Origin of the sequence: Arthrobacter sp. AL12 (assembly GCF_029960645.1) — a bacterium.
In the GTDB taxonomy this organism is placed as follows: Bacteria; Actinomycetota; Actinomycetes; order Actinomycetales; family Micrococcaceae; genus Arthrobacter.
Genome location: NZ_JASBQY010000019.1, coordinates 36871 through 50292, shown reverse-complemented (window position 1 = coordinate 50292; position 13422 = coordinate 36871). Strand labels below are relative to the sequence as shown.

The 13422-nt window shown below is 66.7% G+C and carries 14 protein-coding genes; 12 read left to right on the top strand and 2 right to left on the bottom strand.

Features of this window, described 5'->3' with window-relative positions:
- Positions 1-17 precede the first annotated feature (17 nt).
- The 8 genes from QK291_RS16740 (at position 18) to heR (ending at position 8823) form a co-directional block, all read left to right on the top strand.
- On the top strand, positions 18-1214 hold the full coding sequence (locus tag QK291_RS16740; RefSeq protein ID WP_282383842.1) for a toxic anion resistance protein: 1197 nt from the start codon (positions 18-20) through the stop codon (positions 1212-1214).
- Positions 1215-1248: 34 nt separating this feature from the next.
- Entirely contained in the window at positions 1249-1767 is a 519-nt protein-coding gene (locus QK291_RS16735; RefSeq protein ID WP_282383841.1) for a hypothetical protein, read from the top strand.
- An 8-nt stretch (positions 1768-1775) separates the two neighbouring features.
- A complete protein-coding gene (locus tag QK291_RS16730; protein ID WP_282383875.1) occupies positions 1776-2318 on the top strand; it encodes a TerD family protein in 543 nt (180 codons plus the stop codon).
- A 2-nt stretch (positions 2319-2320) separates the two neighbouring features.
- On the top strand, positions 2321-3112 hold the full coding sequence (locus tag QK291_RS16725; RefSeq protein ID WP_282383840.1) for a hypothetical protein: 792 nt from the start codon (positions 2321-2323) through the stop codon (positions 3110-3112).
- 35 nt (positions 3113-3147) lie between these two features.
- Positions 3148-4329, top strand: a complete 1182-nt coding sequence (locus QK291_RS16720) for an HpcH/HpaI aldolase/citrate lyase family protein (RefSeq protein ID WP_282383839.1) — start codon at positions 3148-3150, stop codon at positions 4327-4329.
- On the top strand, positions 4326-6986 hold the full coding sequence (locus tag QK291_RS16715; protein WP_282383837.1) for a phosphoribosyltransferase domain-containing protein: 2661 nt from the start codon (positions 4326-4328) through the stop codon (positions 6984-6986). The genes QK291_RS16720 and QK291_RS16715 overlap by 4 nt, the downstream gene beginning before the upstream one ends.
- Positions 6983-7846: an HAD family hydrolase gene (locus QK291_RS16710; protein WP_282383836.1), complete on the top strand. Its 864-nt coding sequence runs from the start codon at positions 6983-6985 to the stop codon at positions 7844-7846. The genes QK291_RS16715 and QK291_RS16710 overlap by 4 nt, the downstream gene beginning before the upstream one ends.
- 173 nt (positions 7847-8019) lie before the next feature.
- A complete protein-coding gene (gene heR / locus QK291_RS16705) occupies positions 8020-8823 on the top strand; it encodes a heliorhodopsin HeR (RefSeq protein ID WP_282383835.1) in 804 nt (267 codons plus the stop codon).
- 41 nt (positions 8824-8864) lie between these two features.
- Here heR and QK291_RS16700 read toward each other — a convergent pair whose 3' ends face one another.
- Positions 8865-10022 carry a calcium:proton antiporter gene (locus QK291_RS16700; RefSeq protein ID WP_282383834.1) on the bottom strand — a complete coding sequence of 386 codons (1158 nt, stop codon included), beginning with the start codon at positions 10020-10022 and terminating at the stop codon, positions 8865-8867.
- 229 nt (positions 10023-10251) lie between these two features.
- Between QK291_RS16700 and QK291_RS16695 the strand changes: the two genes are divergently transcribed.
- The 4 genes from QK291_RS16695 (at position 10252) to QK291_RS16680 (ending at position 12862) form a co-directional block, all read left to right on the top strand.
- The gene (locus tag QK291_RS16695; protein ID WP_282383873.1) at positions 10252-10905 is read left to right on the top strand and encodes a DinB family protein; all 654 of its coding nucleotides are present in this window, start codon (positions 10252-10254) and stop codon (positions 10903-10905) included.
- Positions 10906-10914: 9 nt separating this feature from the next.
- Positions 10915-11415, top strand: coding sequence for a hypothetical protein (locus tag QK291_RS16690; RefSeq protein ID WP_282383833.1), 501 nt, complete (start codon positions 10915-10917; stop codon positions 11413-11415).
- Entirely contained in the window at positions 11412-11618 is a 207-nt protein-coding gene (locus tag QK291_RS16685; protein WP_282383832.1) for a hypothetical protein, read from the top strand. Before QK291_RS16690 ends, QK291_RS16685 begins: the two co-directional genes overlap by 4 nt.
- Before the next feature lie 155 nt (positions 11619-11773).
- Positions 11774-12862: a glycerophosphodiester phosphodiesterase family protein gene (locus QK291_RS16680; protein ID WP_282383831.1), complete on the top strand. Its 1089-nt coding sequence runs from the start codon at positions 11774-11776 to the stop codon at positions 12860-12862.
- Between the two features lie 108 nt (positions 12863-12970).
- Here QK291_RS16680 and QK291_RS16675 read toward each other — a convergent pair whose 3' ends face one another.
- Positions 12971-13390, bottom strand: coding sequence for an ester cyclase (locus QK291_RS16675; protein ID WP_282383830.1), 420 nt, complete (start codon positions 13388-13390; stop codon positions 12971-12973).
- Positions 13391-13422: the final 32 nt, after the last annotated feature.

Sequence of the window (13422 nt, the reverse complement as noted above, 5' to 3'; positions counted from 1 at the left end):
GAAAGAGAAACGGACCAATGAGCATGCAACTCACGCCGCCGGAGGCCACCGCCTCGACGCCGCTGGTACTGAACGCCCCGGAAAACGTCGAAATCGTCAAGCTGGACGACGCACCGGGCATGGTTCCGGTACCGGCCGAACGCCAGCAGGAAATCAACGCGCAGGCCCGGGCCTTCATCACCGAAGTCTCGGCGATGAGCCCGTTCAGCCCCGAATACACCAGCAAGATCGATGGCATCAACCGGCTTGGCGGCCAGCAGCTCGTGGCATCCGCCAGCACGTCAAGCCGGCTGCTGGAGCGGTCGTCCACGTCGCTGGCCGGGGCGAAGAAGTCCGGCAGCAACGCCCAGGTGCAGGTCGCCTCGACGCTCGGTGAGCTCCGATCCACCGTCGAGGACCTGACACCCAGCAACGCCGATCTGAGCGTCGGCCGGAAGATCCTGGGGATCATTCCGGGCGGCAACAAGCTCGCCAAGTATTTCCAGAAATACGAGAGTGCGCAGACCCAGCTCGACAAGATCATTAAGTCCCTGATGGCCGGGCAGGACGCCCTGCTCAAGGACAACGCCTCCCTCGCGCAGGAGAAGACCCAGCTGTGGGAGACCATGCAGGGGCTGAGCGAATACGCAGTGTTCGCCAAGGCCCTCGATAATGCCACCGCCACCCGGATCGACGAGATGAAGATGCAGGGCCAGATCGAAGAGGCCGGCAAACTCGACTCTGATGTGCTCTATCCGATCCGCCAGCGCCACCAGGACATCCTGACCCAGCTGGCCGTCTCGGTTCAGGGCTACCTGGCCATCGACATGATCCGCAAGAACAACACGGAACTGATCAAGGGCGTCGAACGGGCCCGCACGACGACGATCTCCGCGCTGCGGACCGCCGTCATTGTGGCCCAGGCACTGGCGAACCAGAAGATGGTGCTGGATCAGATCGACGCCATCAACACGACGACGAACAATATGATCCTCAAGACTTCCGAGATGCTCAAGGATCAGACCACGCGGATCCACCAGCAGGCGGCGAGCTCCGGTGTCAGCGTGGAGACGCTGCAGAAGGCCTTCGACAACGTGTTCCAGACCATGGACGCCATCGACACGTTCCGCTCCCAGGCCAACAAGAGCATGGAAGGCACCGTACAGGCCCTTGAAACCGGGCTGGAACGGGCCCGCCCGTACCTGGACAGGGTCAGGCAGCAGGAGGGGAATTAGTGGTCGTCAGTCCTGAGCAATAGGCTTACGGGCTATGGTCGCAAATTTCTTAGGCTCGTTGTTCGGCGGCGGAGCGGCATCCCGCCCCGCCGCCGTCCCCGGTGCCGAATCTCCCGCCGTCGATACGGCTGCGGACGAGCTGACAGTCACCGCCGCCGCGCTCGAGGAGTTGCGGCGCACGGTCCTGGCCCGCGGCGCCGAACTGCCTCCCCTCGTGGTGTCACAGGTGCTGCAGCTGACCGACATCCTGCGCGCCCTCATCGGCTACATCGGCCGGTCGGGCGCGTCGACCGAGCAGCGCGTCCTGCTTAACGCCGTCATCACCGACTATCTGCCGTCCCCGCTGCGGGCCTACCTGATGCTGGCCGCCGGGTCGCGGCGGGACGATTCGGCCGACACAACGGTGCTGCTGGATCAGTTCGACGTGCTCTACTCCACCGTCAAGAACCTGGACACCCAGGTCCGGACGGGGGCCATTACGGAACTGGCAGTCCACGGCCAGTTCCTCCGGGACAAGTTTGATATTGATGGTCTCCATCTGGAAGGACGCTAGTGGCTACTATGGTCGCGGGCAGCAACGCCGCCCTCACTGCTGAGAACCCCGGGCTGGAGAAAGTGCTGCTCGGTCTCGGCTGGGACATGGTCCCGAGCCGTGGACCGCAGGCCGAGCTGGTCCCCATGGTGATCATGTGCGGGGCCGACGGCCGTGCCGTTTCCGATGACCACCTGGTTTTCTTCAACCAGATTGTCAGCCCCGAAGGCAGCATTTCCTTCGCCGGCGCGGAGGACCAGGACCAGATCGACGTCGACCTGAACCGGGTGCCCGACGGGGTCCACAAGATCGTCGTGCTGCTCTACGTGGATCCGGAGGTGCGCGGCCCCGGCACGTTCGGCGCCGTGAAGAATGCCTACCTGCGGGTTGCCACCGAACACAACCGGGAGCTGCTGCGCTTCACGGTTCCGAAGGGGAACCTCGACAAAATCAACGCCATGATTCTCGGGGAGCTTTACCGGCACGCTGGAGGCTGGAAGTTCCGCGCCCTCGGTCAAGGCTATGAGGCGGGACTCTCCGCCGTTGCCGCCGACTTCAAGTTGAAGCTCTGAGCATGGCGTTGAATCGAACCGCGCTTCGCACCGACATCCCCTACCTCAGCCGGCGCCCGAAGCCGGTGGTGCAGCCGGAACCCATTCGAACCACTTCGCCCAGTTCAGCCCCGAACCCGAACCCCGTCGCCAGGCCGGCGGCCTCCGGCGGACTCACCCTCGGAACCAGGCCGGCGGCCTCCGGCGGACTCACCCTCGGCGCCAGCCCGGCGGCTTCACCGTCCACGAAGGCCGCAGGGTCTTCAACGCCGGGGCCCCGGCCCGCTCCGGCGGCATCGGAGCGGCTGTTCCCGGCCCCGGATTTCGGCAGCGTCCGCGAGTTGGGGGAAGCCAATCCGGTGGTGCGCCTGAACGCCAGGCAGTCCGCGATTGGCTCACTCCTGGTGGCCGGGGTTCGCTCGGCGGCCTGGGAGGACCAGGAGCTCACCACCGGCGCCCACCACACCGAGGGGCACAAGGCTGGCACCGCCGTCCTCACGCCCGGAAACCGGTCCCTGGCCGGCGTGCAGGACGGGGCCGGCGTCGTGTCCCTGCGCCATGTCCGGCTCCTTCGCCGCCTCCTGTTCGTCGCGGGAGAGAGCCCGCTGACGGTCGGAGTCTTCAACGGCGCGGCCGCCACGGTTGCCGCCCGGAACGATGCCGGGCTGCGGAGCGTTCTGTACGTCGTGCGGGTCGGCGCGGTGCTGGAGCTCCGCGCCGAGTTCGTTCCGGCAGACGCCTCCGACGCAGCCATCTGGGCTATTTTCGGTTTCACCATGACCACTCCACTGGACCGGCGCGTCCTCCAGCGCTGATCCGGCAGCGCACTACTGACAACAACTAGGGGACCATGCAGCACTTCAAAGCCTTGGCCGAATCCGTCAGGGATCGGCTCTTCCACCTGCACCCCGAACCCCTGCACCGCACCTCGGATCCCGGCCTGCTCGCCGTCGCGCTCGGTGCCACCCTGTACTCGCCGGCCACACGAAGCTCACTGGCAGCCGGAATCCGGAAACAGGCCGAGGCGGGTTGCCTCAGCATCGTCATCTGTCTCGAAGACGCCGTACCCGACGAGGAAGTGCCCGCAGCGGAGGAGAACCTGCTCGCCGCACTGGACGAACTCTCGCTGGACGATCCGGACGATCTTCCGCTGATTTTCATCCGGTGCCGGACCCCCGAACAGCTGCTCGACGTCGGACGCCGGGCAGGTGCCGCTCTCGCCGTCGTCTACGGCTTCGTGCTGCCCAAGTTCGAGAACGAGACAGGCCGCGGGCGGGCCTTCCTGGTCGCACTGCAGCTGTTGAACGAGGAAGCCGGACGCACCGGGGACTCCAGGGAACACGCCCTGAGGGCGATGCCGATCATCGAGGACCTGTCGACAACACACCTGGAGTCACGCGTCCGGGTCCTGACGGACAACCTGGCCCTCGTAGAAGAGTTCCGCGACCTGGTGCTGTGCGTCCGGATCGGTGCCACGGACATGTCCAGCGCCTTTGGCCTGCGGCGCTCCCGCGACCTGACCATCTACAACGTCAAGGTCGTCGCGAACATTATTGGCGACGTCGTGAACATCTTCGGCCGCCCGCAGGACGGCTGGGTCATCTCCGGCCCCGTCTGGGAACACTTCGTCAACACAGAACGGGTCCTGCGGCCCCAGCTGCGGTCCACACCGTTCGAAGCCGTCAACGTGGGCGGACTCCGCAAGCGCATCCTCCTGGAGAATCTGGACGGCCTGATTCGCGAGATCGAACTGGATCTCGCGAACGGACTGCTGGGCAAGACGGTCATCCATCCCAGCCACGTGCCCGTGGTGCATGCCATGTGCGTCGTGAGCCACGAGGAGTACCTCGATGCCCTGGACATCACCGAGAGCGCAGGGGGCGGCGTGAAGGCATCGTCCTATGGAAACAAGATGAACGAGATGAAGCCGCACCGTGCCTGGGCGGAGCGCACCCTGTTGCGGGCCAGGGCCTTCGGAGTCGCGAGGCCCGGCGTCAATTTTGTCGAATTACTGGAAGCGAGCATGCGGTGAAGCAACTCTCAACAGATGCTCCCTGGAGCGGCGGTTACGTGCGCGACGCCCTCGGCGTCGAGGTGGCGTCGGACCCCGGTCGCAGCGTGCTGCCGGTGAAGGCCCTGGTCGGGTTGGCGCTACGGCGCAACCCCAAGCGGGCCCATCTGCTGGTCTCGCGGGTGCTGGCCAAGCACGTCCCCACCGAACCCGGGATCGCGACGGCGTCAGGCCAGCTGCTGGGGCTCCTGGTCCGCCAGGAACTCCAGGTCCCCGATGCCTCCGGTCCGGACACGCCGGCCGGATCGCTGACCGGCGGGTCGCTGCCTGCCGGGTCGCTGATTCCCGTCGTCCACGAGGCCGTGGACCGGCTGGGGCACCTGCTGGACGGGCCATCATGCCCGGACGGCGGGACCGCCCCGGACCAGGACGAACGCCCTGCCAGGTTGGCCGCCGTGTCGGGCCTGTGCGAACTGCTCGCCCGGGAGCAGACCGAACTTCCCGGCGTCGTGACCATCGGTTACGCTGAAACCGCGACCGGGCTGGGTCAGCTGGTGGCCGGGCAGCTGGGGACCTACTACATTCACTCCACCCGGCTGGGCGGCAGCGGGGTGGAGCCGTATGGCGCGTTCGAGGAAGTGCATTCGCACGCGACCTCCCACCAACTGCTGCCGACCAGCCGCGCCGCCCTTGACCTGGCCGACACCGTGGTGCTCGTGGACGACGAGTTAAGCACCGGCGCCACGATCATCAACACCATCCGCGAACTGCACCGCACCGCCCCGCACCGCCACTACGTGGTCGCCTCCCTGGTGGACCTGCGCTCCGCCGCTGACCGGGGCCGCCTTGATGAACTGGCACACGAACTCGGCTCCCGGATCACCGCTGTGGCACTGGCGCAGGGCAGCATCCACTTGCCGGAATCACTCGCTGCGGACGCGGCAGAGCTGATCGGCAACCTCCCGCAACCGGAAGCAGCGGTTGCCGGCCCCGGCCGGATCCAGGTGGCTGACCTGACCGGACTCGTGCCGCCCATCCGCAGCGCCCGCTTCGGCGTGGCCGGGCGCCCGGATCCGGACCAGGCGGGGCGCATCGCCGACGCCCTGGCCGGGACCCTCGGCAGCAGCGCCGGGCCGGGGGCCCGGGTGCTGGTCCTCGCCACGGAGGAATTCATGGCCCTGCCCCTGGCGGTCGCCGTCCGGTTGCAGGGCCTGCGCCCCGACGCCGACATCCGCTATTCCACCAGTACCCGCTCTCCGATCGCCGCGCTGGATGAACCGGGCTACGCGATCCGCTCCGCGATTGCCTTTGACAGCGGCGATGACGCCCCGGACGGGTCCGGGGCGCGGTTCGCCTACAACTTCATGCACCCCGCAGGGCGCTTCGACACCGTGGTGATCATGCCGGAACCGGGCACCGCGGTGTCCGAACTCCTGGCCCCCGGCAGGATCGCCGAGGCCGTTGCCGGCAGCACCGACGACGTCCGCATTCTCACGCTGCCGGTCCAGTCAACGTTCCCGCCGCCGCTGGTCGGGCCCGCGTTCGGTTCCTACCTGCCGGAGGACGTCGAGTGGCTGCTGAAGGACCTGAGCTTTGCGCAGCTGGAAGCGCCCAAAGCCGAACGTGAAGCCGCGATCCAGTCCGGTAAGGCAAGTTACGCGGAATCGCTGCCGCAGGAATTCGAACCCTCGCCCGAGTACAGCGCCCTGTTCGAGGCCGCACTCGAAGGCTCGGCCGGCCGGATCGCGCACGCCGTCGGGACGCTCACCGAGCAGGTCCTGAAGCTGCGCGGCAACGCGCCCGTGCTGGTTTCCCTCGCCCGCGCAGGTACGCCCGTGGGAATCCTGATGAAAAGATGGGCCTGGGAGGTCAACGGACTGAAGCTGCCGCACTATGCCATCAGCATTGTCCGCGGGCTCGGCATCGACCAGAGCGCACTCGGCTACCTCGCCTCCCGGCACCGCCCGGAGGATGTGATGTTCGTCGACGGCTGGACCGGGAAGGGAGCGATCGCCCGCGAACTCGCCGCCGCCGTCGACCTCTTCCGGCAGACCGACGGGCCGGCGTTCCGGCCGGACCTGGCGGTCCTCGCGGACCCGGGGCATTGCGTCCGGATTTTCGGCACCCGGGAGGACTATCTTGTCCCCTCGGCATGCCTGAATTCGACCGTCTCCGGTCTCGTCTCCCGCACCGTGTACAACACGGCGCTGATCGGGCCCGGCGATTTCCACGGGGCCAAGTTCTACTCGGAGCTCTCCGGCAGCGACGTCTCCAACGACTTCCTGGCAGCGGTCACCAGCCAGTTCCCCGGCGTCCGGGACGACGTCCTCCGAGCGGCAGTCCACTTCCCCTCAACCGTCGCGGGACTCCCGGACGCAGACTGGTCCGGCTGGTCCGCCGTCGAGGAAATCAGCCGCAGCTTCGGCATTAACAACGTGAACCTCGTCAAACCGGGCGTCGGCGAAACCACCAGGGTCCTCCTGCGGCGCGTGCCATGGAAGGTGCTGGTGCGCCCTGAGGCGATGCCGGAGCTCGCCCACGTGCTGCACCTGGCCGAACAGCGCGGCGTCGAGGTGTTGGAGGTTCCGGGCCTGGCCTACAGCTGTGTCGGGCTGATCCACCCGATCCACACCCCGGGAGCGACCGGCGCAGACGGCAAGGCGGTGGTCGACGTATGAGCGTCCACTCAAGCGCCGCCCCGGTGATGGTGGCCAGCGACCTGGACCGGACCTTGATCTACTCGGCGAACTCCATGGCCCTCGTGGGAAGCGACCACTTGGCGCCCCGGATGGTCGTCGCCGAAGTCTATGACGCGGCACCGCTGTCCTTCATGACGCGGGCCGCGGAGGAGCTGTTGGAAGGGATCGTGGGACGGAGCGTGTTCGTGCCCGTCACCACCCGCACCCGGGCGCAGTTCTCCCGCGTGCGGCTGCCGGGCTTCGGCCAGGGGTACGCCGTGACGACGAACGGCGCCGTGCTCCTGCACGACGGCGAGCCGGACCGCGACTGGTCCCGCCACATTGAGCGGTCCCTGGGAGCCGATTGTGCGCCCCTGGACGCAGTGCTGGGCCATCTCCAGGGCAGCGGGGCGATCCCCGCAATCCTGAGGGTCCGGACCGCCGAAGACGTCTTTGTGTACTCGATCGTTGACCGCGAGGCGATGCCCGAGGCGTACCTCGACGAGCTCGGCGCCTGGTGCAACGCCCGCGGCTGGACGATTTCGTTGCAGGGGCGGAAGCTCTACTGCGTGCCGGCCCCCATCACCAAGGAAGCCGCCGTGGACGAGGTCCGGCGGCGCACCGGATCAGGTCTTCTGGTGGCAGCGGGCGACTCACGGCTGGACGCGGGCATCCTTGAGCTGGCGGACATCGCCATCCGCCCCGCGCATGGCGAACTCGACACCGACGGGTTTTCCCGGCCGCACCTGGCCGTGACCTCTGCGTCCGGTGTCCTGGCCGGCGAGGAGATCCTGCGCTTCGTCAGCGGCATCCTGGCGGGGACGCTGGTACCGCGCTCCCCCGCTTTTGTCGCCGAGTAGAGACTGACTGACCTAACCGCGAACCCAGCAAGGCGGCGCGGTCTGTGTCTCAGCGCAACTCAACAGACGGAGCCCCGCCGGGGCAGTCAGGCTCGTGCCTCGCACCCGCAGGCACCCGACTGCTACCGTGGGCAGCACAGATACTGTTCGTCGCCTCCTCGAGGAGCACCCCCATGGCGCGCACAACCCGGACCGCCGACGACAGCATCCGCCGTCTTCGCCCCTACAACCTTGTGGCTGGCGCTCTTCACCTGGTCCAGGCCATCGGCTTTGGAGTGATCCTCACAATGTTGAGCACCCAGGTCACGTTCGGTGTCACGGCGGACTACCTGGCGGGTCCTCCCGGGTTCCCGGTGCCACCTGAGCGCGTGGAACTTTTTGCCGTCAATGTGGGTGCCGGCGTCGTTGTGTTCCTCGCCCTCTCCGCCCTGTTCCACTTCGCCGTAGCGTCGCCGCTGTTCTTCCCGCGCTACGGTGCCGGGCTCAGAGCGAACCACAACTACTTCCGCTGGGCCGAATACTCACTCAGTTCGTCCGTGATGATCTGGCTGATCGCCCAGACCACAGGAATCACCGATATCGCCGCACTGCTCTCGCTCTTCGCCGTCAATGCCGCGATGATCGGCTTCGGTGCGCTGCAGGAAAAATACGAGAAGCCTGGCAGCGGCAATTTCCTGCCGTTCATTTTAGGGTCCATGGCCGGGGTGGCGCCTTGGATCGTGATCCTGGTCTATTTCTTGTCCCCCGGGTCGGCCAGCACGGTGGAGCCGCCCGCCTTCGTCTACGGCATCATCATCTCGCTGTTTCTGTTCTTCAACACCTTCGCGATCAACCAGTTGCTCCAGTACCGCCAGGTGGGGCCGTGGCGCGACTACCTCTACGGCGAACGCGTCTACATCACTCTCAGCCTCATCGCCAAGACAGCGCTCGCATGGCAGGTCTTTTCGGGCGCCATCATCCCGGCCTTAACGGGCTGAGCGCACCGCGCCGGGCCTGTTCAACGGCTGACGCAGGGGTTTTAGGAGAAGACGGCGATGCCGTAGACCGCGAAGACCACGAGATGGGCTGCGCCGTGCGTCGCTGTCACCTTCTTGGCGGCAAGCGTGGTCACCGACAGCATCAACGTGACGCCGAGAAGCAGCAGGTTGGCCGGGGACTCTCCGAGCACGATGGCCTGACCGGTGAGGGCGCCGATGATGAGGACCACGGGAATGGTCAGGCCGACCGTGGAGACCAGGGCGCCGTGACATAGATTGCTGACGCGTTGAATCTCACCCTGCAACGCTGCGCGCACTGACGTTATCGACTCGGGCAAGAACACAATCATGGCGATCAGAATGCCGGACAGCGCCACCGGCGCACCGGCGCGGTCGAGCCCGTCGTCCAGGAGGGTGGCCATGTCGTGGGAGAGCAGCACGATGGGCAGGACCGTCACTATCAGCAATGCGATCCGCAGCAATACCTCGGTCCGGTGGTCGGCGATGACTTGGGTGATGCTAGGGCGGCTTTGCTCGGCCGCGCTGCCTGGTTGGTCCGGGCCGGTGGAGAAGCTCGGATCGACTTCCCGGAAGTCGTCGGCCTGCGGGCCCATCTGCCGGTAGAGGAAGAAGGCATACAGGGCCAGGGTCAGCACGATGATGGGGATCGTCTGGCCCGATGTGTAGGAGCCGTCAGCCCCGATCAGGGCCGGCAGGGCAAACGCCACCGCGACCAGGACGACGAGCATCGCCAGATAGGAGGAGGTGCCCGTGCTGTTGTGCCCCAGGTTGCCGTGCTTGATCGCCCCAACGAGGACCGAGAGCCCGATCACGGCATTGAGGATAATCATCGATACTGCCATCACGGAGTCCCGGGCAATCGTGGTGTGCTCCCCGGGCCCGAGCATGACGGCGGAAATGAGCACCACCTCGATCAGCACGATGGAGAGTGTCAGGACCAGAGAGCCGTAGGGATCACCCAGCCGATGGGCCAGATGTTCGGCCTCATGTACCACTCCGAAGGCGCAGACCAAGACAACCCCGACGATGAGCACGAGCGAAACGATCAGTGGCCACGTCGGGACGGGTGGCTCCAGCAGGGGCCCGGCAAACACCAGTCCGAGGACCGCGCCCCAGCCAACCACGAGCCGCGATATGGCGGCACGCGTGACGATGGATCGCGCAAACGAGGAAACCACGGGTTGAACCCCATTTCACGGGGCCCTCCCCGCGTTGATTTAGACGAACGGGCCGTCCCGTCCGAAGCGCTGGTGTCGCGCTCTGCCGCTCATGTTACTTCAGGATGGCGGGCCAGCCGGTGCCCCAGGCCAGAGTGATTCGCGCCCCCAACGATAGGCGTTGTCGAGCATGTCCGAGATCCGGCCGTCGTACTGCTCGTCCATGTGATTGACGTCGTCCGGCGCGGTCATGCGCGGCGTGGACGTAGCCGGAGCAGATATCGATGCGCTGTGGCTGTTCGATGGCGGGAACGCCCTGCACGTCAACGGCGTCGATGTGGTCCCCTTCGTCGAGGCCGAACTCAACCGCCGCTTCCCCGGCCGCGCCGAAAGACGCGCCGGCGATCCGGAGGGGCTTCGCGCCGCCTGGGCCGTGCTGGAGCGTTCCTGGTCGGCGACGCTGGAGCGGGTCGCGGCGATGCCGGCGGGCACGGTCGACATCTCAGTGGACGGTGAATGGTCCTTCGCCCAGACCCTGCGTCACCTGGTCATGGCTACCGACACGTGGCTTCGCAAGGCGATCCTGGAAATCGACCAGCCCTACCACCCCATCGGCCAGCCGAATGTGGAGTACGGGACCGACGGGTACGACCTGTCGGTTTTCTCGACGGCCGCACCGTCATACGCCGAAGTGCTCGAGGTCCGGGCCGGCCGGGCAGCCATGGTGCGCGACTTCCTCGCCACCGTCACCCCGGACGACCTGTCCATCGCTCGCAAGAACCCCTGGGCCCCCCGTCAACCGGAGACCACTCTCGCGTGCCTGCACACCATTCTCGATGAGGAATGGGAGCACCACCGCTACGCCATCCGTGACCTGGAGGCCATCGTCCCGGCCACGGCCTAAGCTGGTCGCATGCCACCGACGCCGGCTCCGACACCCATCGAGGTCTTTGTGCACACCGGCCCCGCCGAGTGGTGGCAGATTCTTGCTGCTCTGGGGCCGCTGGCGGTGCTCCTCGGCGCTCTGATCGCCGGAGTAATCGGCTGGCGGACTCTGAAGCAGAAAGCTGAAGCGGACAACCGTGCCGAATGGTGGAAGCGGACCCAGTGGGCCCTGGACGCTGTCTACTCCGGGGACAAGAAGCGCGGCACGATTGGGCTCAAAGTCCTCAAAGTCCTGGGTGAAAGCGAACTGGCCGGCGACGGCGAGCTCGCCGTCCTGGAAGCCGCGTCGGAGCGGCCTCTCGACCAGGCGGCCCAAGCCCGGCTGGCCCGCGCCACGGGCGAAGCGCCGCCTGCGTTGGAGACCCGGTCCCGGACCCCGCAACCGGGCGCCGGTGTGGACGGAGAACCCGCACCGAGCGACAATGGAGGAGGCCACAAGCCCGGCCGAACTGAAGGAGGAGCAGGATGAGCACGGCAACCGAACCGGTAAGGCACGGCGCACACGCCGCCCCCTTGCAGGACGAGCCGGAAGAAGTCTTCGACGAAGATGACCGCGCCATGCAGATCGCGGCGGCCCAGCTCCGAGAAGTGACGGACCGCCGCCTGGGCAAGGTGACCCCTGGATGGGTCAAGGACCTCGCCCGGGAACAGCCCCCCAGCCACACCGCCTGAGCGCTGCAGAAGGGCATCGCCAGCGGATTCCCGCCAGCGCGGATGAAGAAGTGTTCACCCAAGGTCCAGTTCCCCGAACACGGCAGTCCATCTCGCCTCCCTAGGGTTGTCGGGTCGCCGGCGCAGCGCCGGAGACCCGTCACCCAGGAGGAACCATGACCATGCGCACACCCCTGACTGCCGCGGCCACCGCCGCGCTCATCGCCGCCCTGGCGGGCCCCGCCCTCGCCGCTTCACCCGCCCAAGCAGGCTCCGCGCCGTCGTTGAACGCTGCCGGGACGGCTGCCGTCAACGCAAAAGCCGACATCAAGACCAACGAGAGCAACGGGTCCTTTGACCTGCAGTCACACCGGGGAGGCCGCGGCGAGTGGACCGAGGAATCCCTGGCCGCGTTCGCCAACTCGCTGAAGCTGGGCGTGACCACCCTGGAACTGGACACCCACCTGACATCCGACGGCAAGGTCATTGTCTGGCACGACGACACCATCCAGGCCGACAAATGCCTGGACACGGCGCCCGCCACGCCGGGCGACGCCGCCTTCCCCTATGTCGGCGACCGGGTTGCCGAGCTGTCGCTGGCCCAGATCAAGACCCTGGACTGCGGCTTCGCGCCACTGTTGGGGTTCCCGGGCCAGAACGTGATCGAGGGCAACCGGATCGCCGAGCTCAAGGACGTGTTCCAGCTGGTGCGCGACACCGACGCCGAGAAGGTCCGCTTCAACATCGAGACCAAGGTGGAGGACGGCAAGTCCGGCGGCGAAGGCATGGTGGCGCTGACCCGGGCCGTGGTCACGGAGATCCAGGCCTCCGGCATGGCGGACCGCATCTCGGTGCAGTCGTTCGACTGGTCATCGCTGAACCTGACCAAGGAAATCGCCCCGGAGCTGCCGCTCGTTGCGCTGTCCAGCGGCGACGGGTGGCTGGCGGTCGGCCAGCCCGGCGCCAGCCCCAACCTCGGCGGCATCGACATCGACACGTACGGCGGATCCCTCGCCAAGGCAGCGGCGGCCCAGGGCTACGACGTCATCTCCCCCGCCTTCCGCTCCGTCACCCCCGGCATGATCGCTGAAGCCCACGAACTCGGCCTGCCGGTCATCCCCTGGACCGTGAACACCACGGCGGACATGCAGCGCCTGATGGACCTCGGCGTGGACGGCATCATCACCGATTACCCCACCCGCCTGCGCACCGTCATGGAAGAACGCGGGCTGAAGCTGCCCAGGGCCTACGCGCCGCAGGCCTAAACGCGCGACGGCTGCAGAAAGGCTGTCCGCGTTCCCTTTCGGAAGGTGGACAGCCTTCGTCGTGCACGACGGCGGTCGTTCCGGCCGCCGTCGTGCTTCGCTTTTGGTTCAGGCCATAGCCACGGCGCCGATCTGTTGCATGAGACCCATGTTGTCCGTGGTGCCCCAGTGCTCGGCGACCTTGCCATCCTCGACACGGATGATGTCAGTAGAGTCGAACTCCACGCGCTTGCCCGTCGGCGGGATGCCGGCCAGCTCGCCACGATGGGTGCCCGTCAGGATCACGTGGCACGCCTCCAGGTTTCCGGCGCTCAGCGAGGGCGTGATCTCTTTGACCTTGATGTCCGGGAAAGCCGAGCGCATCATGTTCACGAAGAATTTAACCCCGTCCTTGCCGGGCGGCTGCCCGGGGAAACCCTCCTCGTGATCCACCATGCCATCCTTCGCCAGCTCATCGATGAGAGCGAGATTTCCGCTCTCCATGACATCTTTGTAGAACCGCTCCATCAACCTAATTTCTTCAGACATTTCCGACTCCTTGTAGCCGAGAGACCGAATTG

Bases quoted from the DNA above. Each gene is read 5' to 3' on its own strand.
- QK291_RS16685 (WP_282383832.1), top strand. From the start codon at position 11,412: ATGAGCACGGCAACCGAACCGGTAAGGCACGGCGCACACGCCGCCCCC.
- QK291_RS16730 (WP_282383875.1), top strand. From the start codon at position 1,776: ATGGTCGCGGGCAGCAACGCCGCCCTCACTGCTGAGAACCCCGGGCTG.
- QK291_RS16690 (WP_282383833.1), top strand. From the start codon at position 10,915: ATGCCACCGACGCCGGCTCCGACACCCATCGAGGTCTTTGTGCACACC.
- QK291_RS16725 (WP_282383840.1), top strand. From the start codon at position 2,321: ATGGCGTTGAATCGAACCGCGCTTCGCACCGACATCCCCTACCTCAGC.
- QK291_RS16680 (WP_282383831.1), top strand. From the start codon at position 11,774: ATGACCATGCGCACACCCCTGACTGCCGCGGCCACCGCCGCGCTCATC.
- QK291_RS16740 (WP_282383842.1), top strand. From the start codon at position 18: ATGAGCATGCAACTCACGCCGCCGGAGGCCACCGCCTCGACGCCGCTG.
- heR (WP_282383835.1), top strand. From the start codon at position 8,020: ATGGCGCGCACAACCCGGACCGCCGACGACAGCATCCGCCGTCTTCGC.
- QK291_RS16675 (WP_282383830.1), bottom strand. From the start codon at position 13,390: ATGTCTGAAGAAATTAGGTTGATGGAGCGGTTCTACAAAGATGTCATG.
- QK291_RS16735 (WP_282383841.1), top strand. From the start codon at position 1,249: ATGGTCGCAAATTTCTTAGGCTCGTTGTTCGGCGGCGGAGCGGCATCC.
- QK291_RS16720 (WP_282383839.1), top strand. From the start codon at position 3,148: ATGCAGCACTTCAAAGCCTTGGCCGAATCCGTCAGGGATCGGCTCTTC.
- QK291_RS16695 (WP_282383873.1), top strand. From the start codon at position 10,252: ATGCGCGGCGTGGACGTAGCCGGAGCAGATATCGATGCGCTGTGGCTG.
- QK291_RS16710 (WP_282383836.1), top strand. From the start codon at position 6,983: ATGAGCGTCCACTCAAGCGCCGCCCCGGTGATGGTGGCCAGCGACCTG.